Source organism: Yoonia sp. MH D7, assembly GCF_054439475.1.
On sequence record NZ_JBTJCF010000001.1, the window covers coordinates 3043247 to 3064042 of the forward strand.

The window sequence follows — 20796 nt, forward strand, 5'->3', positions numbered from 1 at the left end:
CCTTTGTCTGTTCAGGATTTAGCTTTGGAAAGCACGTTTGCGCCCAAGGCCGCGAGGGCCGCACGCAAATCGTCGCTTTTCACATCACGGGAGAGATCATCAGAGATCGCCTGGATCGCTGGATCGGGTTGTTTGGGTTGTGCGGGAGGAGCGTTGAAATTGGCGCGTCCTTCATGGAAACCAACGGGCGCGGTTTGTGTGATCCGCACGGCGGCAATCGCCTTATACCCATAGCAGGCATTCACTTTCTCGCGGATCTGTTCTTTTTGCATTTCGAGCATCGGTGCCTGTGCGCCTGTGGTCAGAACGGTCAATGTCGCACCCAAGCCGCCCTTACCATAGCCCACCTTTACGGGGGTCGCGATGTTCGCCGTTGCCTCGCCCACGATCTCGGACCAGTGGGTCAAAAGGCGGGTCACGGCAAAGCCACGGCTTTCAGAAGCCGTTCTGATGCGGGTCTGCATCAAGGACGCTGCACGGGAAAATCCGCGGGTGGTGCTGGTGTGACGTGGCTGTTTCATATCTAAGCGCTAATCTAATGGTTTGCGGCTGTCATGCCAGCGAAACTAGGTAACAGGATGAATAAACATTGCGTGATCTGTCTGAAGCAATTTTAGAATGGTACGATGTGCATGCCCGCGAAATGCCGTGGCGTGTTGGCCCGGCTGCGCGCAAATCGGGGCAGTTGCCCGACCCCTACGCGGTATGGTTGTCAGAGGTGATGTTGCAGCAAACAACGGTGGCTGCCGTGCGTGCGTATCATGATAAGTTTATGGGGCTTTGGCCGACTGTTGCCGACCTTGCCGCCGCTGCAGATGCGGATGTGATGGCCGCTTGGGCGGGTCTGGGGTATTATGCCCGCGCGCGGAATTTGCTGAAATGCGCCCGTGCGGTCGTGGCGGATCATGACGGCGCGTTTCCACGTACCAATGACGCACTTCTCACACTTCCGGGGATCGGGCCGTATACTGCGGCGGCGGTTTCATCCATCGCGTTTGATCAGCCGTCTGTGGTTGTGGATGGCAATGTTGAACGGGTTATGGCGCGGCTTTATGATGTGCATGATCCGCTACCCGGTAGCAAACCTGCGCTGACGGCCTATGCGGCGATGCTCACGCCTGACAAACGTGCGGGCGACTATGCGCAAGCCGTCATGGATCTGGGTGCCACGATCTGCACGCCGCGCAATCCGGCCTGCGGCATCTGTCCGTGGCGTGATCCCTGTGCGGCGCGTATGGCTGGCACGGCGGCGGGATTGCCCAAGAAAACCCCAAAGAAAAAAGTGCCGACGCGGTATGGTGTGGCCTATGTTGCGCGGCGCGCGGATGGGGCATGGCTGTTGGAAACCAGACCCGAAAAAGGGCTTTTGGGGGGGATGCTGGGGTTTCCAACGACGGATTGGGGTGACGATCCGCAGGCTGATCCGCCGCTGGATGGGTCTTGGACAACGCTAAATGACGTGGCGCGCCATACGTTCACGCATTTTCATTTAGAGCTGACGATTCAAACGGTTACGGTCACAAACGACGCTGAACCTTTGCGCGGGTTTTTTGTCGCAGACACCGGTTTTGACCCCAAGAGCCTGCCCACCGCAATGCGCAAAGTCCACGCGCAAATAGCCGCGACGCTACGCCATGATTGAGATATTCATCCATTTTTCATAGGGTTGCCGTAATTTGTTGGTAGGTAAATATATGACACTGATTCCAAGCGAAAAAATCGCCAAATTCTCATCCGCGTTGCCGTTCTGGTTATCGCTTTTGCTGGTGCCACTGGTAGCAATCAGTGCTGCTTTCGGCGGCTGGATGGTGCTGATTTTGCCATTAAGTGCGTGGTATTTGTTTTCTGTAATCGACTATTTCACGGGGCTAAACGAGGCTAACGCGGATACCAACACGACCGATGATCAACTATATTGGTATCGCGTTATCACGATGATTTGGGCGCCCGTGCAGTTCGTCGTGATTTTCGGGATGATTTTTTATGTGACCCGCGCGAACCATTTAAATGGGTGGGAACAATATGTCTTATTCATTGGCCTTGGGGTGATTAGTGGCACAATCGGGATCAATTATAGCCACGAGTTGATGCATCAAAAACCAAAGCTGGAGCGGCATTTGGGTGATGTTTTACTGGCGATGGTTCTATACTCGCATTTCCGGTCCGAGCATATGTTGGTGCATCACCGCTATGTCGGCACGCCGCGCGACCCTGTGACCGCGCGTTATAGTGAAGGGTTCTGGCGGTTCCTGCCGCGTGTTTTGCGTCAAAGCTATCTGTCGTCTTTCCGCGCTGAAAAAGCGATGCTTGCGCGTAAAAACCTGTCGTGGAGCCACTCTTCCAATCCGTTTTGGAAATATTGGGCGTTACAGGGATTTATGCTCATTCTGGCCTTTGTGATTGGCGGATGGTGGGGGCTATTTCTGTTCACAGTTCAAGCGACGAGCGCGATTTTTCAGTTGGAGCTGGTGAATTATATCGAGCATTACGGGTTGACCCGCAAACACTTGGGGGATGGCAAATACGAGCACGTCATGCCGCGCCACTCGTGGAACACCGCTTACCGCGCATCCAATTGGCTACTTATCAATTTACAGCGCCATTCCGATCATCATTACAAGCCGGACAGGCGGTTTCCGCTTTTGCAAAACCATAGCGCCGCCGACGCACCGCAATTGCCATACGGCTATCCATTGATGACACTTGCGGCGCTGTCACCAACCCTGTGGCGGCGCATGATGAACCCGCGTGTGCGCAAATGGCGCGCGATGTATTATCCCGAAATCACCGATTGGGCCCCATACAAAGACGGGACCCTGCCGTTGCCTAGATAGAGCGTCAGCGCACGTTCAAGCCTGCGGTGCCTTTTTCTTCGCCGTTTCCGCCTTCGCAGAACATGTCGCCAAAGATCGCAAGTTTGATGATGATACGAAATTCCAAGTGTGTTCATCGAAGGTCTAATATGCATCAATAGTGATGTCTTTTTCGCGTCTTCCATGCGTATTCTTTGCGTATGGCAAATGTAGTTTTAATCTAGGTCGGGTGAGCGATGCAGTTGAGATGTGCCTGCGGCCAAACGTGTCTGGAAATCATAGGGGCGCCAATTGCGAGTGTTGAGTGTTGTTGCGTGTCGTGCCGCACGGTGGCCGAGATCATTCAAATGCGGGACGGCGCGCCGCAGATTTTGACTGAATTCGGCACGGTGCCATATGTGATGTATCGCAAGGATCGCGCGCAGATTGTCAGCGGTCAGGATCACCTTAGAGAGCTTAGGATGTCGCCAGAGGCCAAGACCAGACGGGTTGTGGCGAGCTGTTGCAACACGCCGATGTTTCTGGAATTTGCCCATGGACATTGGTTAAGCATTTTCGCGGGGCTTTGGCCTGACGATGACCGCCCGCCCGTCGAGATGCGAACGATGGCCGTGGATGTGCCTGACGGTGTGGTGCTGCCGGATGATGTGCCAAACGCAAAGTCGCAGAGCCTGCGGTTTTTCAGGAAGCTACTTGGCGCATGGATCGCGATGGGGTTTTGTGTGCCAAAGGTTGCGGCGACAAAGACGTTGGATGGGTAACACGGCAGGTTTCTTTTTTATCATGGCCTCTGCGATAGTGTCGGTATCAACGAGGTCCGCAAAAGTTGTTCGGCACTATATTCGGGGTCTGTTTTGAAGCGTAAATTTATTATTCTAGGCTTGGCAGTTTCTGTCGTGGCCGGCGCAGAGGTCGGGGCAAGGTATTTTTTAGGTCTCGGCACCCCGCCGCTTTCTGTGGCGCATCCGACGATTGAATACATGTTCGCGCCAGACCAAAATCTGTACCGTTTCGGGAATTACCAAGTTTATAACGAATACGGGATGCGAAGTGGTCCGATGGATCAGGTGCCCCAACCGCGCCGCGTGCTTGTATTTGGGGATTCCGTGTTGAATGGCGGCAATCTATCGGACCATAACAACCTCGCGACCACGCTTGCCACTGACGCTGGCATTTTTTATGGAAACGTGAGCGCCGGAAGTTGGGGGCCGCAGAACATGGTCGCATGGATTGATGAGTATGGACTGCTGGGTGCAGGCACATTGGTTATTTTGATCAGCTCGCATGACCTGTATGACGTGCCTAATTTTGCGCCGCTTGACCCGCAAACTCACCCGACTGAGCGGCCATTTTCGGCGCTGACCGAAGGGATTGCGCGGTATGTGCCGCGGTATTTACCTCGTTTTTTTGCAAGTTCAGCGCCTAAAATGTCCCCACCGGACCTGACAGATCGCGTTAGCGCGGCTGGTTCAGTAGCAGATTTTATAGATCGTGCCGAAGACGCGGGTGTTAAGTTATGCGCTATACAACACAAAGAACGTGATGAGATCGGTATCGCCCCGACATCAAACAGCCAAAACATCCACGCCATATTTGATGCGCGGGGTGTTCCTGTTCTCGACTTTGGTGTGGCTCTGTCTGCGGCACGTGAAAACCCGTTTCGGGATGACATTCATATCAATGATTATGGGCAAGAGTTATTGGCAGAGGCATTGCGGGACTGCGTCGAAATCGCGCGCATACCGGATTAGTGCCGCGTTACGTTCGTCGTTTCACACTATCGCGGTGACGCATAAAAAAGGCCCCGACGTTTCCGTCGAGGCCTGATTTCGTAAGAATGACTAAGGATTTACTCCTCGTCGCCTTCTTCTTTTTTCGCTTCTTCGCCAGTGTCCTGATCGACCACTTTCATCGACAAACGTACTTTGCCGCGATCGTCAAAGCCCAGAAGCTTGACCCAAACTTCTTGACCCTCTTTGAGGACATCAGAAGGGTGGTTCAGGCGCTTGTTTTCGATCTGGGACACGTGGACCAGTCCGTCGCGCTTGCCAAAGAAGTTCACGAATGCGCCGAAATCGACGAGCTTCACGACTTTACCTTTGTAGACTTTGCCTTCTTCTGGCTCGGCTACGATGGAATAGATCATGTCGTAGGCGATCTTGATGGCATTGGCGTCGTTTGATGCCAGCTTGATCACGCCATCGTCGTTGATGTCGACTTTTGCGCCGGACACTTCAACGATCTCGCGGATCACTTTACCACCAGAACCGATAACTTCACGGATCTTGTCAGTCGGGATCTGCATTGTCTCGATCTTTGGTGCGTGAACGCCCAGATCTTTTGCGCCAGTCAAAGCTTTGCTCATCTCTTCCAAGATGTGCAAACGGCCCGCTTTCGCCTGTGCCAATGCTTTTTCCATGATCTCTGGCGTGATGCCCGCGATCTTGATGTCCATCTGCAAGGACGTGATGCCCGCAGCTGTACCAGCAACTTTAAAGTCCATGTCGCCAAGGTGATCTTCGTCGCCAAGGATGTCGGACAGAATGGCGTACTGGCCATCGTCTTCCATGACCAAGCCCATTGCAACACCAGCAACAGCCGCTTTCAACGGCACACCAGCGTCCATCATGGACAAGGAGCCACCGCAGACAGATGCCATCGAGGAAGAGCCGTTGGATTCAGTGATCTCGGACACCAAACGGATGGTGTATGGGAAATCAGTTGCCGCTGGCAGAACCGCCTGAAGCGCACGCCAAGCCAGTTTACCGTGACCGATTTCACGACGACCCGGGCCAGACACACGACCAACTTCACCAACAGAGTATGGTGGGAAGTTATAGTGCAGCATGAAGTTCGACTTATACATACCAGTGAGCGAGTCGATCATCTGTTCGTCGTCGCCGGTGCCGAGTGTCGTCACAACAAGACCTTGAGTCTCGCCGCGTGTGAACAGGGCAGAACCGTGTGTACGTGGCAAGATGCCGGTCTCGGAAACGATTGGGCGGATAGTATCGAGGGCACGACCGTCGATACGCTTGCCGTTTTTCACAACGTCGCCGCGCAGAACAGCGGACTCAAGACCCTTAAGCGCTGGGCCAAGGTTTTTGTCTTCTTGCTGCTCTTCAGTCAAAGACGCGATGATTTCGTCTTTTGCTGTGGAAACCGCACCGGTGCGCTCTTGCTTGTCAGTGATCGCATAAGCGGCACGCATTTTGTCTTCGCCAGCGGCCTTCACGGCTGCGGACAGCGCGGAGTAATCTTCTGGTTGGAAGTCAAACGGCTCTTTTGCGCAATCTTCGGCAAGATCAATGATCAGGTCGATGACTGGCTGGATGCTGTCGTGGGCGAATTTCACCGCACCAAGCATTTCAGCTTCGGACAGCTCGTATGCTTCGGATTCAACCATCATTACGGCGTCTTTTGTGCCGGCAACAACAAGGTCGAGACGCTGCTCTGGCTGCAAGCGCAGGTTGTGCATGTCGTCGATTTCAGGGTTCAGGATGTATTCGCCATCTACAAAACCAACGCGGCAAGCAGCGATCGGGCCACGGAACGGTGCGCCGGAAATTGTCAGTGCTGCGGAAGCCGCAATCATCGCAACCATGTCCGGGTCGTTAACCAGATCGTGCGACAGAACTGTACACATCACCAGAACTTCGTTTTTGAAGCCAGGGACGAACAATGGGCGGATTGGACGGTCGATCAGGCGGGATGTCAGCGTCTCTTTTTCAGTTGGACGCGCTTCACGCTTGAAGAAGCCACCTGGTACTTTACCGGCAGCGTAATACTTTTCTTGGTAGTGCACTGTCAGGGGGAAGAAGTCCTGACCAGGCTTTTGCTTGCGTGCAAATGTCACGTTCGCCATGACGCTTGTTTCGCCAAGCGTGGCAATCACGGAACCGTCTGCTTGACGGGCGACTTTGCCTGTTTCCAGTGTCAGCGTCTCTTCGCCCCACTGGATTGATTTTTTAACTTCGTTAAACATCTATGTTTTCCTTTGGACCTTGGGCCCGAGTTTTGCGTAGGGGGCGTATTCCCCCTCATTCCGGTATCTTGCTTGGCGCTGGAATGCGGGCGCCTGTCGTCTCAAGATGGCTGGGCCATACAGGATTTATTGGCGTTTGGGAAGTGTTGTGACGTGGGGCTGGGAAAACGCTGGCTCGCTTGGAACTGGTTTCCTGTTTGAGGTTTACGTTGCGCCGTACGCGTTTCAGTCGAGGCGCGCGTAACGCGATTTGAGCAGAGCCTCGGCATATTCGTCAGCGGCGATGCTGTCGTGAACGACCCCGCCGCCTACGTTCAAACGCACGGTGTTGTCGTCAAAACAAGTCAGTGTGCGGATCGCCACGTTGAAAGACATCGCCCCGTTTGGTGCGATCCAGCCGATAGCACCGCAGTATGCCCCGCGCGGTGCAGGCTCTAACGCGTGGATGATTTGCATGGCTCTGATTTTTGGGGCACCCGTGATTGATCCACAAGGAAACAGCGCGGTGATGATTTCGCCCAGACTGGTGTTTTCTTGCAGGGTCGATGTGATGGTGGAGGTCATTTGGTGCAGGGTTTCATAGGTTTCGATGGCAAAAAGTGCGGGGACCTTTACTGATCCGATGTCGGAAATCCGGCTCATATCGTTGCGCAACAGGTCCACGATCATCAGATTTTCGGCGCGGTTCTTTTCCGACGTTTGCAACCAATTCGCGAGGGCCTGATCCGCGTCGGCTGTGTCGCCGCGTGCAGCGGTTCCTTTCATGGGCCGCGCCGTGATCTGCCGCTTGGCGTCGATGGCAAAGAACAATTCGGGTGATCGCGATAGCAGGGCAGGGCCGCCAAGATCAACGAGCGCCCCGAATGGCACAGCCTGCTTTGCCTGCAATCCGGCGTAAAGCGCATCAAGGGTGCCTGTGCGTTTGCAGGTTAGCGGAAATGTCAGGTTGGCTTGGTAAATATCGCCCGCTGCGATGTAGCGTTTCACGGTATCAAAAGCGGTGGTGTAGTCGGCAATAGACCAAACGGGGATTGGCGCTGTCAGGGTGGCCCCTGTGCCTGTGATGCATTGGCCAATGTCCGGCGCATCGAAAACGCCAAAGTGCAGCAGGGGAACATCGCGGTTCTGCGGTATCAGGTCGTGCAGTTTGTGCGAGACGGTGTAGCCCAACTCGTAGGACGCAGCCCCCGCCAACCAATACCCCGCCGCCTTGGCTGCTTCCATTTTGCGGAGTGCAGGGCCAATCTGATCGGGCGTATCGGCGCGAATGATCTCGCGCGGCGCGGCAAATGTCAGGCTGTCGCCTTGAGGCCCGCTATCGAAATATACGCGCTGGGCCAAAGGTGGCTCCTTAGAAGTCTGCCGCGATCCGCATGTCGCGCAATGGTTTTACCACAGAAGTCGTGTGTTCATAGAGCGGGTCTGCTTTGTAGGCGGCAAGGGCCGCTTCGTTTGCGAATTCGCCGTAAACGATCACGTCGACTTCGCGGGACCATTCATCGCCCCTAATATTTTCGCGCACTTCGAACACGTCGGAATGGGGGATTTTTGCAAGTTCGCGCAATCCTGTCAAAATCGCGGGAATGTCTGCTTTGTCTTTGGCGCTAAAGAATACGATGTGCCGGATTGTCATGCGGTTGCCTTTCGTCGACTTTGCCCGTGTCAGATCATATCTGAAATGCCGAGGCAAGGTGGTGGAAGGAAGCGGGCCGCAACTCTTACGAATGATGCGCGCGCCGTGCCTCTGGCACCGCGATCACCAGTAACACGGCCGCCGCGATCACGAACAACCAGCTTCCGACGAATTGAAACAACAGCGCACCGACTAAACCGCCTACGGCAAAGCAGGTCAGTGTCAGGCTATGGAGTTTGAGTTTGGGCAGCGCGTCGGTGCGTGACTTTGTATCACCTAACATGGCCGCTAGTTCTATGCCGATATCGGTGGCCATGCCCGAGACATGTGTGGTCCGCACCCTTGCTTGTGAAATCATGGTTGTTACTGCGTTCTGAAGCCCCATCACAAAGCTAAGGACGAACACCAGAAACATCTCTGGGGTCGTGGGCGAAAGCAGCCCAAGCGTGAGGCCGAGCAGCAACAGGATGATCGCCTCTGCGGTAATCGCCAGCGCATAGACGCCGCGGATCTGATGTCGTTCACCGGTTTGAATTGCGAGTGCAGCGACGCCCGCCCCGCAGACAAAGGCAGCGACCAGTCCGGCAAAGGACAGTGAGATGAGGATTTCCCCGTTTGCGAAGTAGTCTGCGAGGGCCGATACATTGCCCGTCATATTTGCCGTAAAGGAGCCTGCGATGAGAAAGCCCACGGCATTGAGTGCGCCCGCAATCGACGACATCAAGCCCGCCAGAACCAGATCAATATTTGTGGTGCGCGCGTTGCCGACCTTGATAAGCATGGTGGTTCCTTTTGCCTATAGTCCAAGCACGTCCATCATGTCGTATTCGCCGGGGGATTTGTCTTGGCCCCACAGTGCGGCCTTGAGTGCGCCGCGTGCAAAGACGGCGCGGTCGGTGGCGGCGTGGCGTAACGTGATCCGTTCGCCTGCTGCGGCAAAGAGCACGTCGTGTTCGCCCACAATGTCGCCGCCACGGATGGCAGCGAACCCGATGTCGCCGCGTTTGCGTGCGCCTGTTATTCCGTCTCGTCCGCTATCAGTCACGTCAGACAGGGTCACACCGCGCCCTTTTGCAGCTGCTTCACCAAGCATCAGCGCAGTGCCTGACGGCGCGTCGACTTTTTGGTTGTGATGCGCCTCGATGATTTCGATATCAAAATCCTCGTCGAGGGCGGCGGCGACTTTTTGGGTGAGTTTGACCAACAGGTTCACGCCAAGCGACATATTGCCCGCCCGCACAATGACGGCGTGATGCGCCGCGAGATTGATCGCATTCAGATCGCCGTCCGATAGCCCCGTGGTGCCGATCACATGCACTGCGCGTGCTTGGGCGGCGAGCCCTGCAAAGTCGACGGTGGCGGCAGGGGCGGTGAAATCGATCACGGCTTGGGCCTTTGCGAACATCGCTAGCGCGTCGTCGCTGACCGTGATGCCTATCGCAGGTCCGCCCATGGCTGTGCCCGCATCCTGACCGACCCACGCGTGTCCGGTCCGTTCCAGCACCCCTGCAAGGTGGCATTTGTCCGAGGCCATCACCGTCTTGATCAACATTTGCCCCATACGGCCAGAGCCGCCAGTGATTACGATTCCGGGTGTGTTGGTCATGGGGCGCTCCTGTTTTGTGTTGCTTGTGCTTATAGGCAGGAACGCTGCGGGGGAACAGGTGTCAGGTGTGGAGCGCCGCGTTGATCGATGCCTCTAAAGTGTTGGCGTGTTTTGACGCATTAAGCGCCTGGTGCGATTTGACTGCCAAAGGATGAACAATCCTGACAGTACAATCAGTGCGGAGCCTGTGACCATGGCGGCGCTGATTTCTTCGCCAAAGACCAGAACGCCAAGGGCGATGCCAAAGATCAGCCGTGTGTAGCGGAACGGCGTGACGGTTGCGACTTCGCCGGTGCGCATCGCGGTCATCAGGCAGGTGTAGGCCGTGACCCCCGCGATAATTGCGCCAAGCAGTGTTAGGCTGGTTTTTGCGTCGGGCATCACAAAGGCGGCCCCTTCCCATATTGCAAATGCAGTGCCTGCGACGAGCACGGCAAGAAAGCCGTAGATGCCAAGCAGTGTCGCGCTAAGTGATTTTGGCGCGGCGCGGCTGGCGAGGTCGCGCCCCGCGAAACCCAACATGCCGATGACCGCGAGGATCGAGAGCGGCGAAAAGCTGTCCGCGCCCGGCTGGATGATTGTCAGCACCCCTGCGAGCCCGATAAAGATTGCCGTCCAGCGCCGCCAGCCGACTTTTTCGCCGAACACGATGGCGGCCCCTGCGACGACAACAAGCGGTGTGGCTTGCAAGATCACGGTGGCTGCCGAGAGCGGGATCAGCGCGAGGGCGAGAAAATAGAACAGCCGCCCGAAAACCTCGAAACAGACCCGAATACGCATGGGTTTCGACAGCACGTCAGGGTTGAGGATCGCCTCACCTTTTGCCCGTGCGATGAATGCGAAAATTGCAGCACCTATACCCCCGAACAGGATCATGATCTGACCGACCGGCAGCGTCACCGAGACCGCTTTGACCAGCGTGTCTTCGACGGCAAAGATGGCCATTGCCACGATCATCCACAGGCTGCCGTGCAGGTTGTCGCGTGAGGTGGTGTCAGAAGTCATGCTGTGTCCGATGCTACAGAGTGCAACGGCGGGTGTGCGTGCATCTGCGTCAACGTATAGTCGCACCGCCAAAGATCGCAATGTTCGCTGCTTGGCAAAGTCACTATGACGCATTACATGACGTTTATGGCTAAAAATACATCAAGAGACGGGCGCGCGCCCACGCAGCGTATGTTGAAGGTCGGGGAGATGATCCGCAGGGATCTGTCCGCGATTTTGCAGCGTGGCGAAGTGCATGACCCAGAGTTGTCACGCTACATGATTACCGTGGGCGAGGTGCGCATGTCGCCTGACTTGCGGATTGCGACGGCGTTTGTGCTGCCTTTGGGTGGCGAGCAAAAGAACGAGGCGTTATTGGCGCTGCGTCAGAACCGTCACGAGATCAGGCATCTGGTGGTGAAGGGCGGTAGAATCAAACACGCTCCTGAATTGCGGTTCGAGATCGACGGCACCTTTGATCAGATGGATGCCACCGCAGCGCTATTGGCCGAGAATCATGTAAAGCAGGACTTGGACGAGTGAAGTGGGTTGCCTTACTGGCGTTGATCTGGACCAGTCCCGCAGCAGCGGTGACATGCGAAAGTATCACGTCTAAAGGCAATAAGTTCACGGCCTGCACTGTTGATGTCGCGACCGAGGATTTGCGTCTGTTCTTGCGGGATGCGGACGGCAATATCTTGGGCAATTTCGCAAATGTGAATGGTGTGCTGGGCGATAAAGAACTGTCGTTTGCCATGAATGCCGGCATGTATCATGCGGACCGTGCTCCTGTAGGTCATTATGTGCAGGACGGCGTTGAGGTCATGCATGTGGTGCCCAATGCGGGTCCGGGCAATTTCGGGTTGCTGCCTAATGGTGTGTTTTGCGTGAATGACGATAACGCGCAGGTCTACGAGACGCTGCGGTTTCTTGACGAAGACCCCGTCTGCCGCGACGCGACACAGTCCGGTCCGATGTTGGTGATTGACGGTGCGCTGCATCCACGGTTTTTGAAAAGCAGCACCTCGCGCTTTATTCGCAACGGGGTTGGCGCCAGCAGCGACGGGCAAACAGCGGTGTTTGTGATCTCGAATAGTCTGGTCTCATTTTACGAATTCGGCAGTTTGTTTCGGGAGGTTCTGAACCTTCCAAATGCGCTATATTTTGATGGTAAGGTCTCGCGTTTACACGCGCCTGCGATGGGGCGTTCTGATCTGGGGTTTCGTCTGGGGCCGATTGTCGGCGTGGTCGAATAGTTGACGCGGCGTGCAGGCGCGGATAGCTGCCCTGCAAATAGAGAATTTAGGTGACATATGGGACGTAAACGCAAAGGCCGCGATTTATCGGGTTGGTTAGTGATTGATAAACCTGCGGGCATCACGTCGACATCTGTGGTGAATAAGGTGAAATGGGCGCTGGACGCCAAGAAGGCGGGCCATGCAGGCACCCTTGATCCCGAAGCGACGGGCGTTTTGGCGATTGCACTTGGCGAGGCGACGAAGACGGTGCCTTACATCACTGACGCGCTTAAATGTTACACATTTACGGTGCGTCTGGGGCAGGCAACAAATACTGACGATGCCGAAGGCGAAGTGATTTCGAGCTCTGATCTGCGCCCGACAGACGATGAGATTAAGGCCGCGCTGGGCGCGTTTGTAGGCGATGTCATGCAGGTCCCGCCGCAGTTCTCGGCTGTGAAAATCGACGGGGTGCGCGCCTATAAGAAAGCCCGCGAAGGCGAGGAAATGGACCTTGCCGCCCGCGAGTTGTGGGTGGAAGAGCTATTGCTGATTGGGCGCCCCGATGCCGATCACGTTGAATTGGAAATGACCTGCGGCAAGGGTGGTTATGTCCGTGCGATTGCCCGCGATCTTGGCGCGGCGCTTGGGTGTTATGGACATGTTTTGCAATTGCGCCGCATTTGGTCAGGTCCGTTTGACGTCAAGGATGGTGTGACGCTGGATCGGGTCGACGCATTGGCTAAAACCCCTGAATTAGACGGATTTATTTTGCCGCTTGAGGTTGGTTTGGCTGATCTGGAGCAGGTGACTTGCCCGGCATCGAGCCTGACAAAGCTGCGCAATGGTAATGCTGCAACCGTATTCGCCAGTGGCTTGGATTACGATCAAGAAGTTTGGGCCAGCCATGATGGGCAGGCCGTTGCTGTCGGTAATTATCGCAGCGGTGAACTGCATCCGAGTCGTGTTTTTGTGCGGCCCGATTGATGGGGCAGGCCCCATCCTACAGGTGACCCATGATTGTGCGTGATCATACGACGTCGCAGTCCAGTTCCACCGCGATCTATTCGGATTGCGAGCGCTATCGCTATGCCTTGACCCGTGAATGGGATGCGGACGGCAAACGCGCGTTGTTCGTTATGCTGAACCCGTCGACCGCCACCGAAGTGCAGAATGATCCGACGGTCGAGCGTTGCGAGCGCAGGGCGCGTGCCTTGGGGTTCGGTGCGTTTCGTGTGACCAATATCTTTGCATGGCGCGATACCGATCCGCGTAAAATGCGGGCGGCCGTAGAACCTGTTGGGCCAGCCAACGACGTAATGATTCGCGAAGCTGCCGTTTGGGCGGATACCGTGATTGCCGCGTGGGGTACGCATGGCGTGCATCTGGGTCGCGGTGCGCAGGTGGCGGCCTTGTTACGCCAGACCGCTCAGCCGATTTTTACGCTTGGATTGACGAAGGACGGTCACCCCAAGCATCCGCTTTACATCAAATATACCCAGCAGCCGGAGCTGTGGGGCGCATAATCTTTTGCGTTTTTTTAGCCGTTAACCTTCTGGTGTGAATTAACGCGGTGGTGCGATGTTCTGTGTTATTACGCAGGTATTAACGTGGTCGGGGCGACCTAATATGCGGAACATAGACAATGTTTGCGATTCTTGGATTATTTAGCTTGGCGCTCTCTGCGGTCATGCTGACGGGCACTGAATTTGATGACGACAGTGCAGCAGAGCAGGATGCGGCCGATACAAAGGCTGCGCAGGATGAAGAATCATCTGAAATCATGACGATTGACCAACTGTTGGGCGATGCTGCATCCGGTGAGGTCGATCTGGATATCGAACCTGAACCGGTGGACGAGGACGTGGTTATGTTTGCCGGTCCGGATGATGATTGCCTCTCGGCGGGCTCTGGCAACGACCTGATTAGCGGCGAAGATGGCGACGATAACATTGATGGCGGCAGCGGCGACGACGAATTGCACGGCGGACGCGGCAATGACATGATCTACGCTGGTGCTGGCAACGATGGTATTTTCGGCCACGTTGGCGATGACAGTCTCTATGGTGGCGATGGGGATGATGACCTGAATGGCGGCGCTGGTGACGATGTATTGATTGGTGGCGATGGCAACGATTCATTACTTGGGTCACTTGGCAATGACACACTTAGCGGGGGCAATGGCGAAGATGTGATGTTTGGCGGCTCTGGCGATGATGTGCTGGACGGGCGTGACGATGGTAGTCGCGATTTTCTGAATGGGGGCGCTGGCAACGATATTTTGATGTCCGGTGTTGGCGATCATTTGAATGGTGGCGATGGCGCGGACACATTTTTGCTAGAAGTGGCGAGTGGTGCATTTGTTGATGACTTCAATCTGGATGAAGACACAATCGAAATTGCATACGATCCGGCAGGTGGCGAACCTGTTTTACAATTTATTGACAAAGATGACGGTGTTTTGCTGATGGCGGATGATACGCCTGTTGCAACATTTGCCGGTTACACGGCGCTTGATTTGTCCAGTGTACCAATCGTGCTCACTGCTGCATGACAAAAGGCTTTCATTTTTGCGCAAATTGACCTAAACGCACCCATCTGCGCGGGGAATCCCTGCGCTGATACTCCACGGGCTTTTCTGGACGACATCCCGGATCGCGCCATTAACCCTTAGACAAGGAGACCCCGATGTCGATTACTGCTGAAGAAAAAACACGCCTGATGAAAGAATTCGCAATCAAAGAAGGTGACACAGGTTCACCCGAAGTACAGGTTGCTATCCTTTCCTCGCGCATCGCGACACTGACCGAGCACTTTAAAACCCACAAGAAAGACAACCACGGTCGTCGTGGTCTTTTGAAAATGGTTGCTCTGCGTCGTAAGCTTTTGGATTACGCCCGCGGCAAAGATGAGGCCCGTTACCAGGACCTGATCAAGCGTTTGGGCCTGCGTCGCTAACCCGACCAGCAAATGTCTTCGGAAACGCTCACCCATTGCGGTGGGCGTTTTTGTTTTTAGGGTTTGTTCTATATCAAAGTCGTTGACGATGCCGGGCCGTAAACATGCGCCATGAAACATGCATCGCTTGCCGCACTTGGCCTTTTTGACGCGCGGGTTCCGCGCTATACCAGCTATCCGCCCGCAACGGCGTTCTCGCCCGAGACGGGTGTTGATTTTCAAGAAAAATGTATCCGCAGGCTCGATCCCGCAGAGCCGGTTTCTGTCTATATTCACATTCCATTTTGCGAACGACTGTGCTGGTTCTGCGCCTGCCGGACCCAAGGCACCACCACCCTGTCGCCGGTCGTTCACTATATTGACGTAGTGAAAAAAGAGCTGACGCAGTTGCGAAAACTACGTCCCGACGGATTGCAAATGGGGCGATTACATTGGGGCGGCGGCACACCGACAATCCTGCCACCTGACTTAATTCGCGAACTGGCTACCGCAATTAAGCAGGTTTTCCCACCCGCTGACAACTTTGAATTTTCGGTAGAGATTGACCCGACGATGGTTGATGCCGACAAAATCGAGGCCTTGGCAGAGGTCGGCATGACCCGCGCCAGTATCGGCATTCAGGATTTTGCGCCCGACGTGCAGGATGCAATTGGCCGCCATCAAAGTTTTGAACAAACCAAAACCTGCGTAGATTTATTACGAAATGCGGGGATTACATCCTTGAACGCCGATCTGGTTTACGGCCTACCACATCAGACACTTGCGAAAATGGACGCCTCGATTGATCAGGTGCTTAGCCTCGATCCCGACCGTATCGCGTTGTTCGGCTACGCCCATGTTCCGCATATGGCCAAGCGTCAGAAATTGATCAAACAAGACACATTGCCCGACGATTATGCCCGCCATGATCTATCCGAACTGGCGACTGAGCGGTTTGTGACCGCGGGCATGGCGGAAATAGGCATCGATCATTTTGCAAAGCCTAACGATACGCTTGCCAAGGCCGCAAAATCAGGTGCGTTGCGGCGTAATTTTCAAGGCTACACCGTTGACAGTTGCCCGACACTTATCGGCATCGGGGCCTCGTCAATTTCGCGGTTTAGCGATGGCTATGTGCAAAACGCAGCCGCGACAGCCGCCTATATCTCGCGGATCGAGACGGGGCGATTGGCCGGCGCGCGTGGCTTTGCGATGACACCCGACGACCAGATGCGCGCGCGTTTGATCGAGATGATCATGTGCGATTTTTCGGTTGATCTACTGGAATTGCGTGACACCTATGGCAGCCTGCTGGACAGCGTAATCCCCGATCTGGACAAGGCGCTTGCGCAGTTTAAGGCCGTGACCCGGCGCACCGCGAACGGGTTTGAAATCATCGACCATGCCCGACACGTGGCCCGACTTGTGGCCAATGTATTTGACACATACCGGATCGAATCGGCGCTTTACTCAAAGGCGTCGTAAGGCCGATGTCGACCGTGTGCCCGTTTCCAGTTGCGGGATCGGGCGCAAGGTTTAAAGGTCTTGCCCGCCTACGATGGCCGCGTTGACGGTTGCAATATCGGCGTCACCTAACCCGTAGTCCTGCCGCGCGGTTGCTTCGGAGATATATCCCCGTGCGAGATCGCGCATCACGCTGGATTTTTCGCGCAACGCAGGATCGCCGTAGCCCGCACCACCCGGAAATGCCATTTGAACGCGTCGACCGTGGGACACAAATTGCTTGCCTTTGCCTTGCATTTTGGTGCCGTCATCTTGGTTGATTGTCGTGGCCGCACCGGCACCGCCGCCGCGACGTCCAAGGGCCGGATGTTGCACGCGATCGAACATGGCCTGCAGGTCGAATTCATGACCATCGCGCGCGCCGATTTCCATGAATTGCCCCAAACCGCCACGCTGTTGACCTGCGCCGCCGCTGTCGGGTCGCAACTCTTTGCGCCAGATTATGACGGGGCCTGCATGTTCGGTTGCTTCGACGGGCATGGTCATCACGCCAGAGGGAAAGGCGGTTGCGTTTAATCCGTCGTGCTGCGGTCGTGCGCCTGAGCCGCCCGAGTTGAACGTCAACACCTCGGATCGAACTGCGTCATCCGGTGCGGGCGCGTCGGTGCGTGGGCGCACCGAGACCTGAAAGTTGCACAGGCAGCCGGCCCCTTCCGCAGGGACCAGACCGGGCATAATTTTGTCGAATGCGTTGAACACCACATCGGGTACAAAGTGGCCCACGATGTGCCGCAAGGCCACGGGGGCGGGATGCACCGCGTTTACAATCGTGTTCTCAGGGGCCGTGACCTCGAACGGAGCAAGCGAGGCGGCGTTGTTGGGGATTTCGGGCGCAATCGCGACCTTCAACGCGTAGCAAGCATAGGCTTTGGCATAGACCAATGGACAGTTGATTCCCTTTTTATCAACGCCCGAGGTGCCGGCAAAATCGGTGACAATGCGGTCAGCGTGGATCGTCAATTTGACCTTCAACGTAATCGGCACATCAAAGCCATCAACCGTCATCTCGCCAGTGGCGCTGGTGCGGGGCAGGGCGGCGATGCGTTCCAATGTCGCGCGCCGCGAATTGTCGAGGATGAAATCGGAAATGCCCGTCAGCGTTGTTAGGTTGAATTCCTGCATCATTTCGATCAGCCGCCGATGCCCGATCTCATTACACGACGAAAGCGCGTAAAGGTCGCCAATCAACTGATCCGGTTCGCGCACATTGCTGCGCAGCATGGCGACGAGGGTTTTATCAACCGTGCCTTGATCGGCAAATTTCATGATGGGGACGTGGATGCCTTCCTCAAAGACGCTAGCGCCATCAGCACCAAATCCGCGGCCGCCAACGTCAACAACATGGGCGGTGCATGCAAAGAACCCGACATGGATGCCATTGTGAAACGAGGGGGTCACAACGGTGAAATCGTGCAGGTGGCCGGTGCCTTCCCACGGGTCGTTGGTGATATAAACGTCGCCTGCGTGGATGTTGTCGCGACCGATGCGCCGGATGAAATGCGCCACTGCGTCAGCCATCGCGTTCACATGTCCAGGGGTGCCTGTGACCGCTTGCGCCAGCATCAAACCGTCGGCGTTATAGACCCCGGCCGACAGATCGCCCGCTTCGCGTACCGAGGTCGAGAATGCGGTCCGCACGAGGGCTTGCGCCTGTTCTTCCACAACCGAAATCAGGCGGTTCCACATGACTTGATATGCGACATTTGAGGGGGCGTTCATTGGCGGTCTCCTTTGCGGGTCACATCGATGGTGCCATCGGGTTGGGCGATGGCTTGGCGGGTGGAGGGTAGGATGATCGTGGTCTCGTCCTCGACGATAATCGCGGGGCCCTGCACGGTCTGGCCCGCAGTCATGTCGGTGCGGTTGATGATCTGCGCCGGGGTAGTGTGGCCCAACCCTGCGTCGAACAAGTCGCGGGTGTTGGTTGACGGGGCAGGCCCGCTTGCGCTTGCGGTTTTGATCGCGGCGACCTGCTCTGGCGGCGTTGTGGCGTTGACCGACCAGACGGTGATTTCAATGTCCATGCCCGTAACCGTGCGTCCGAAAAGTTTGGTGTAATCGGCCTCGAACAAGCGCTGGAATGTGGCTGCGTCAGGCGACATGGCCTGCGCCTCTGTCAATACAATCGGGATTTCCCAGCCTTGGCCCGCATAGCGCATGTAAACCTTGAATTCGGACAATATATCAGCCGTCGCATCGCAGGTCCGCACAAACCCTTTTGCCTCTGATTGCAACTCGCCCAGCAGCGTTTTGATGACATCTGCGTCAAACCCTGACAGGCGCATATAGACAGAGCGGTTCGCCTCGAAACTGAACGGCGCGCGCAGGAACCCGATAGCAGAGCCCACCCCCGCGCCGGTCGGCACGAGTAACCGGTCAACGCCTAGTTTTTCACAGAGGCGGCCAGCATGAAGCGGCGCCGCGCCGCCAAAGGCGATCATGGTATAGTCAGCAAGATCCTCGCCGTTTTCGACCGCATGCACCCGCGCAGCGTTTGCCATGTTTTCATCAACAACCTCGGCCAAACCAAACGCAGCGGTTTGCGCGTCCATGTCCAGAGGGATGCCTAAAACAGTCTCTAAAGCCTTGTTAGAGTCCGTTTTGGATAGTTTTATCGAGCCGCCAGCGAAATTGTCAGGGTCGAGTTTGCCCAAGACTAAATCCGCGTCGGTCACGGCAGGTCTATCGCCACCGCGTCCGTAGCAGGCCGGTCCCGGCTCTGATCCCGCACTTTCTGGGCCCACACGAATTTGGCGCATCGCGTCCACATGTGCGAGTGATCCGCCGCCTGCACCAATCTCGACCATGTCGATCACAGGGATGGAAATCGGCATGCCTGACCCCTTTTTGAAGCGGTACGTGCGGGCAACCTCAAACACGCGCGAGGTCTTTGGTGTCTGGTTCTTGATCAAACAAATTTTGGCGGTGGTGCCACCCATGTCAAATGACAGCACCTTATCTAGACCATAGCGCGCCGCGATATTAGCCGCAAAAACCGCACCGCCTGCGGGACCGGATTCAACCAGACGCACGGGGAAATCTGCCGCGCTCTCAATGCTGATAATGCCGCCACCAGAGTGCATCAGGAAAATTGGACACCCTGCACCTTCATCTTTCAGGCGACCCTTCAGGCGGCCTAGATAGGACTTCATCAAAGGTTTGATATAGGCGTTGGCGACCACGGTATTAAACCGCTCGTATTCGCGCATCTGCGGGCTGACTTCCGAAGAAATCGAGACCATTATTTCTGGCATCAGTTCCGCCAGAACATCGCGGACCATTTTCTCGTGGGTATCGTTCAGATAGGAATGCAGCAGGCCAACCGCCACCGATTCATATCCGGCTGCCTTGATCTGCTCGACCACGGCCACCACCTCTGCGCGGTCCAGTGGGATCAGGATATTGCCTTTGGCATCGATCCGCTCTGAAACGGTATAACGCATTTGCCGCGCGAGCAGGGGCTCTGGCAGCGTCAGGTTCAAGTCGTATTGTTCGAAACGCGACTCGGTGCGCATCTCGATCACATCGCGAAATCCGGTGGTTGTGATCAACGCGGTTTTCGCGCCGCGCCGCTCGATCAACGCATTGGTGGCAAGGGTCGTCCCATGGATAATTTGCACGATATCACGCGGGGTGATGCCCGCCTTGGCGCAAACCTGGTTCATACCGTCGATAATTGCGTTTTCGGGGGCGGCGTAGGTGGTCAACACTTTGGTCGAAAACGACGCACCATCCCGTTCCAGAACAACATCGGTGAATGTTCCGCCGATATCGACTCCAAGCCGTGGATGAGTGGTCTTCATGGGGCTATCCTTTGTAAATGAAGGATAGGTCGTCGTGTTGCGGCCTACCTATGCCAGCACACTGGCATATCTTAATCGCAGTCATCAATCCCTTGTGAGCGTCTAAAAATCGACAGCGATGCCCTTTTTCTCCCAATCGCCATAGCGGACAGGTTCAGGGCCTTTGCGGCCCCCCAGTTCCGTTGGCAATTTAACGTCGCCACTCTCACGTCGTCGGGTCTCTGCTTCTGCGAGAGCACGTTTTGCGGCGTCTGGAAATTCATCGGTCATTTG

General features: G+C 55.8%; 21 protein-coding genes. 11 read left to right on the forward strand and 10 right to left on the reverse strand.

Going from position 1 to position 20796, the window contains the following annotated elements; translation table 11 throughout:
- Window positions 1–11 precede the first annotated feature (11 nt).
- Window positions 12–521, reverse strand: coding sequence for a DUF721 domain-containing protein (locus tag ACXLHR_RS15150; protein WP_458792219.1), 510 nt, complete (start codon window positions 519–521; stop codon window positions 12–14).
- A gap of 68 nt (window positions 522–589) precedes the next feature.
- Here ACXLHR_RS15150 and mutY point away from each other — a divergent pair, with 68 nt between their 5' ends.
- The 4 genes from mutY (at window position 590) to ACXLHR_RS15170 (ending at window position 4564) form a co-directional block, all read left to right on the forward strand.
- Window positions 590–1642: an A/G-specific adenine glycosylase gene (gene mutY / locus ACXLHR_RS15155; protein WP_458792220.1), complete on the forward strand. Its 1053-nt coding sequence runs from the start codon at window positions 590–592 to the stop codon at window positions 1640–1642.
- 58 nt (window positions 1643–1700) lie between these two features.
- The gene (locus tag ACXLHR_RS15160; RefSeq protein WP_458792565.1) at window positions 1701–2834 is read left to right on the forward strand and encodes an alkane 1-monooxygenase; all 1134 of its coding nucleotides are present in this window, start codon (window positions 1701–1703) and stop codon (window positions 2832–2834) included.
- A gap of 293 nt (window positions 2835–3127) precedes the next feature.
- On the forward strand, window positions 3128–3574 hold the full coding sequence (locus ACXLHR_RS15165; protein WP_458792221.1) for a hypothetical protein: 447 nt from the start codon (window positions 3128–3130) through the stop codon (window positions 3572–3574).
- 93 nt (window positions 3575–3667) lie between these two features.
- The gene (locus ACXLHR_RS15170) at window positions 3668–4564 is read left to right on the forward strand and encodes a hypothetical protein (protein WP_458792222.1); all 897 of its coding nucleotides are present in this window, start codon (window positions 3668–3670) and stop codon (window positions 4562–4564) included.
- A 98-nt stretch (window positions 4565–4662) separates the two neighbouring features.
- On the opposite strand, the gene pnp is transcribed toward ACXLHR_RS15170, so the two are convergent.
- The 6 genes from pnp to ACXLHR_RS15200 all read right to left on the reverse strand — a co-directional run bounded on the left by pnp (window position 4663) and on the right by ACXLHR_RS15200 (window position 11042).
- On the reverse strand, window positions 4663–6798 hold the full coding sequence (pnp, locus tag ACXLHR_RS15175; RefSeq protein ID WP_458792223.1) for a polyribonucleotide nucleotidyltransferase: 2136 nt from the start codon (window positions 6796–6798) through the stop codon (window positions 4663–4665).
- Between the two features lie 225 nt (window positions 6799–7023).
- Window positions 7024–8139, reverse strand: coding sequence for an aminodeoxychorismate synthase component I (locus ACXLHR_RS15180; protein WP_458792224.1), 1116 nt, complete (start codon window positions 8137–8139; stop codon window positions 7024–7026).
- Window positions 8140–8149: 10 nt separating this feature from the next.
- Window positions 8150–8431, reverse strand: a complete 282-nt coding sequence (locus ACXLHR_RS15185; RefSeq protein ID WP_458792225.1) for a Dabb family protein — start codon at window positions 8429–8431, stop codon at window positions 8150–8152.
- A gap of 85 nt (window positions 8432–8516) precedes the next feature.
- Window positions 8517–9212 carry a YoaK family protein gene (locus tag ACXLHR_RS15190; RefSeq protein ID WP_458792226.1) on the reverse strand — a complete coding sequence of 232 codons (696 nt, stop codon included), beginning with the start codon at window positions 9210–9212 and terminating at the stop codon, window positions 8517–8519.
- Window positions 9213–9227: 15 nt separating this feature from the next.
- The gene (gene dapB / locus ACXLHR_RS15195) at window positions 9228–10037 is read right to left on the reverse strand and encodes a 4-hydroxy-tetrahydrodipicolinate reductase (protein WP_458792227.1); all 810 of its coding nucleotides are present in this window, start codon (window positions 10035–10037) and stop codon (window positions 9228–9230) included.
- Between the two features lie 93 nt (window positions 10038–10130).
- Entirely contained in the window at window positions 10131–11042 is a 912-nt protein-coding gene (locus ACXLHR_RS15200) for a DMT family transporter (protein ID WP_458792228.1), read from the reverse strand.
- Window positions 11043–11168: 126 nt separating this feature from the next.
- On the opposite strand from ACXLHR_RS15200, the gene rbfA reads away from it, so the two are divergent.
- The 7 genes from rbfA (at window position 11169) to hemN (ending at window position 16681) form a co-directional block, all read left to right on the forward strand.
- Window positions 11169–11564 carry a 30S ribosome-binding factor RbfA gene (gene rbfA, locus ACXLHR_RS15205; protein WP_458792229.1) on the forward strand — a complete coding sequence of 132 codons (396 nt, stop codon included), beginning with the start codon at window positions 11169–11171 and terminating at the stop codon, window positions 11562–11564.
- The gene (locus ACXLHR_RS15210; protein ID WP_458792230.1) at window positions 11561–12277 is read left to right on the forward strand and encodes a phosphodiester glycosidase family protein; all 717 of its coding nucleotides are present in this window, start codon (window positions 11561–11563) and stop codon (window positions 12275–12277) included. The genes rbfA and ACXLHR_RS15210 overlap by 4 nt, the downstream gene beginning before the upstream one ends.
- A gap of 57 nt (window positions 12278–12334) precedes the next feature.
- Complete coding sequence (gene truB / locus ACXLHR_RS15215) at window positions 12335–13246, forward strand: tRNA pseudouridine(55) synthase TruB (RefSeq protein WP_458792231.1); 912 nt, start codon at window positions 12335–12337, stop codon at window positions 13244–13246.
- Window positions 13247–13275: 29 nt separating this feature from the next.
- Window positions 13276–13785 (forward strand): DUF1643 domain-containing protein, encoded by a 510-nt coding sequence (locus ACXLHR_RS15220; RefSeq protein WP_458792232.1) that lies wholly within the window; start codon window positions 13276–13278, stop codon window positions 13783–13785.
- A gap of 119 nt (window positions 13786–13904) precedes the next feature.
- On the forward strand, window positions 13905–14813 hold the full coding sequence (locus ACXLHR_RS15225; RefSeq protein WP_458792233.1) for a calcium-binding protein: 909 nt from the start codon (window positions 13905–13907) through the stop codon (window positions 14811–14813).
- Between the two features lie 134 nt (window positions 14814–14947).
- Window positions 14948–15217, forward strand: coding sequence for a 30S ribosomal protein S15 (gene rpsO, locus ACXLHR_RS15230; protein ID WP_458792234.1), 270 nt, complete (start codon window positions 14948–14950; stop codon window positions 15215–15217).
- Between the two features lie 111 nt (window positions 15218–15328).
- Window positions 15329–16681: an oxygen-independent coproporphyrinogen III oxidase gene (gene hemN / locus ACXLHR_RS15235; RefSeq protein WP_458792235.1), complete on the forward strand. Its 1353-nt coding sequence runs from the start codon at window positions 15329–15331 to the stop codon at window positions 16679–16681.
- 51 nt (window positions 16682–16732) lie between these two features.
- Here hemN and ACXLHR_RS15240 read toward each other — a convergent pair whose 3' ends face one another.
- The 3 genes from ACXLHR_RS15240 to ACXLHR_RS15250 all read right to left on the reverse strand — a co-directional run bounded on the left by ACXLHR_RS15240 (window position 16733) and on the right by ACXLHR_RS15250 (window position 20793).
- Entirely contained in the window at window positions 16733–18439 is a 1707-nt protein-coding gene (locus ACXLHR_RS15240) for a hydantoinase B/oxoprolinase family protein (protein WP_458792236.1), read from the reverse strand.
- The gene (locus ACXLHR_RS15245; RefSeq protein WP_458792237.1) at window positions 18436–20523 is read right to left on the reverse strand and encodes a hydantoinase/oxoprolinase family protein; all 2088 of its coding nucleotides are present in this window, start codon (window positions 20521–20523) and stop codon (window positions 18436–18438) included. Before ACXLHR_RS15245 ends, ACXLHR_RS15240 begins: the two co-directional genes overlap by 4 nt.
- 102 nt (window positions 20524–20625) lie before the next feature.
- A complete protein-coding gene (locus ACXLHR_RS15250; RefSeq protein ID WP_458792238.1) occupies window positions 20626–20793 on the reverse strand; it encodes a DUF1674 domain-containing protein in 168 nt (55 codons plus the stop codon).
- Between the last annotated feature and the right edge of the window lie 3 nt (window positions 20794–20796).

Excerpts from the sequence above, each read along its gene's own strand:
- ACXLHR_RS15150 (WP_458792219.1), bottom strand. The coding sequence starts at position 521 with ATGAAACAGCCACGTCACACCAGCACCACCCGCGGATTTTCCCGTGCA.
- ACXLHR_RS15200 (WP_458792228.1), bottom strand. The coding sequence starts at position 11,042 with ATGACTTCTGACACCACCTCACGCGACAACCTGCACGGCAGCCTGTGG.
- ACXLHR_RS15225 (WP_458792233.1), top strand. The coding sequence starts at position 13,905 with ATGTTTGCGATTCTTGGATTATTTAGCTTGGCGCTCTCTGCGGTCATG.
- rbfA (WP_458792229.1), top strand. The coding sequence starts at position 11,169 with ATGGCTAAAAATACATCAAGAGACGGGCGCGCGCCCACGCAGCGTATG.
- rpsO (WP_458792234.1), top strand. The coding sequence starts at position 14,948 with ATGTCGATTACTGCTGAAGAAAAAACACGCCTGATGAAAGAATTCGCA.
- pnp (WP_458792223.1), bottom strand. The coding sequence starts at position 6,798 with ATGTTTAACGAAGTTAAAAAATCAATCCAGTGGGGCGAAGAGACGCTG.
- ACXLHR_RS15185 (WP_458792225.1), bottom strand. The coding sequence starts at position 8,431 with ATGACAATCCGGCACATCGTATTCTTTAGCGCCAAAGACAAAGCAGAC.
- ACXLHR_RS15220 (WP_458792232.1), top strand. The coding sequence starts at position 13,276 with ATGATTGTGCGTGATCATACGACGTCGCAGTCCAGTTCCACCGCGATC.
- dapB (WP_458792227.1), bottom strand. The coding sequence starts at position 10,037 with ATGACCAACACACCCGGAATCGTAATCACTGGCGGCTCTGGCCGTATG.
- ACXLHR_RS15240 (WP_458792236.1), bottom strand. The coding sequence starts at position 18,439 with ATGAACGCCCCCTCAAATGTCGCATATCAAGTCATGTGGAACCGCCTG.
- hemN (WP_458792235.1), top strand. The coding sequence starts at position 15,329 with ATGAAACATGCATCGCTTGCCGCACTTGGCCTTTTTGACGCGCGGGTT.
- truB (WP_458792231.1), top strand. The coding sequence starts at position 12,335 with ATGGGACGTAAACGCAAAGGCCGCGATTTATCGGGTTGGTTAGTGATT.
- ACXLHR_RS15250 (WP_458792238.1), bottom strand. The coding sequence starts at position 20,793 with ATGACCGATGAATTTCCAGACGCCGCAAAACGTGCTCTCGCAGAAGCA.
- ACXLHR_RS15190 (WP_458792226.1), bottom strand. The coding sequence starts at position 9,212 with ATGCTTATCAAGGTCGGCAACGCGCGCACCACAAATATTGATCTGGTT.
- ACXLHR_RS15245 (WP_458792237.1), bottom strand. The coding sequence starts at position 20,523 with ATGAAGACCACTCATCCACGGCTTGGAGTCGATATCGGCGGAACATTC.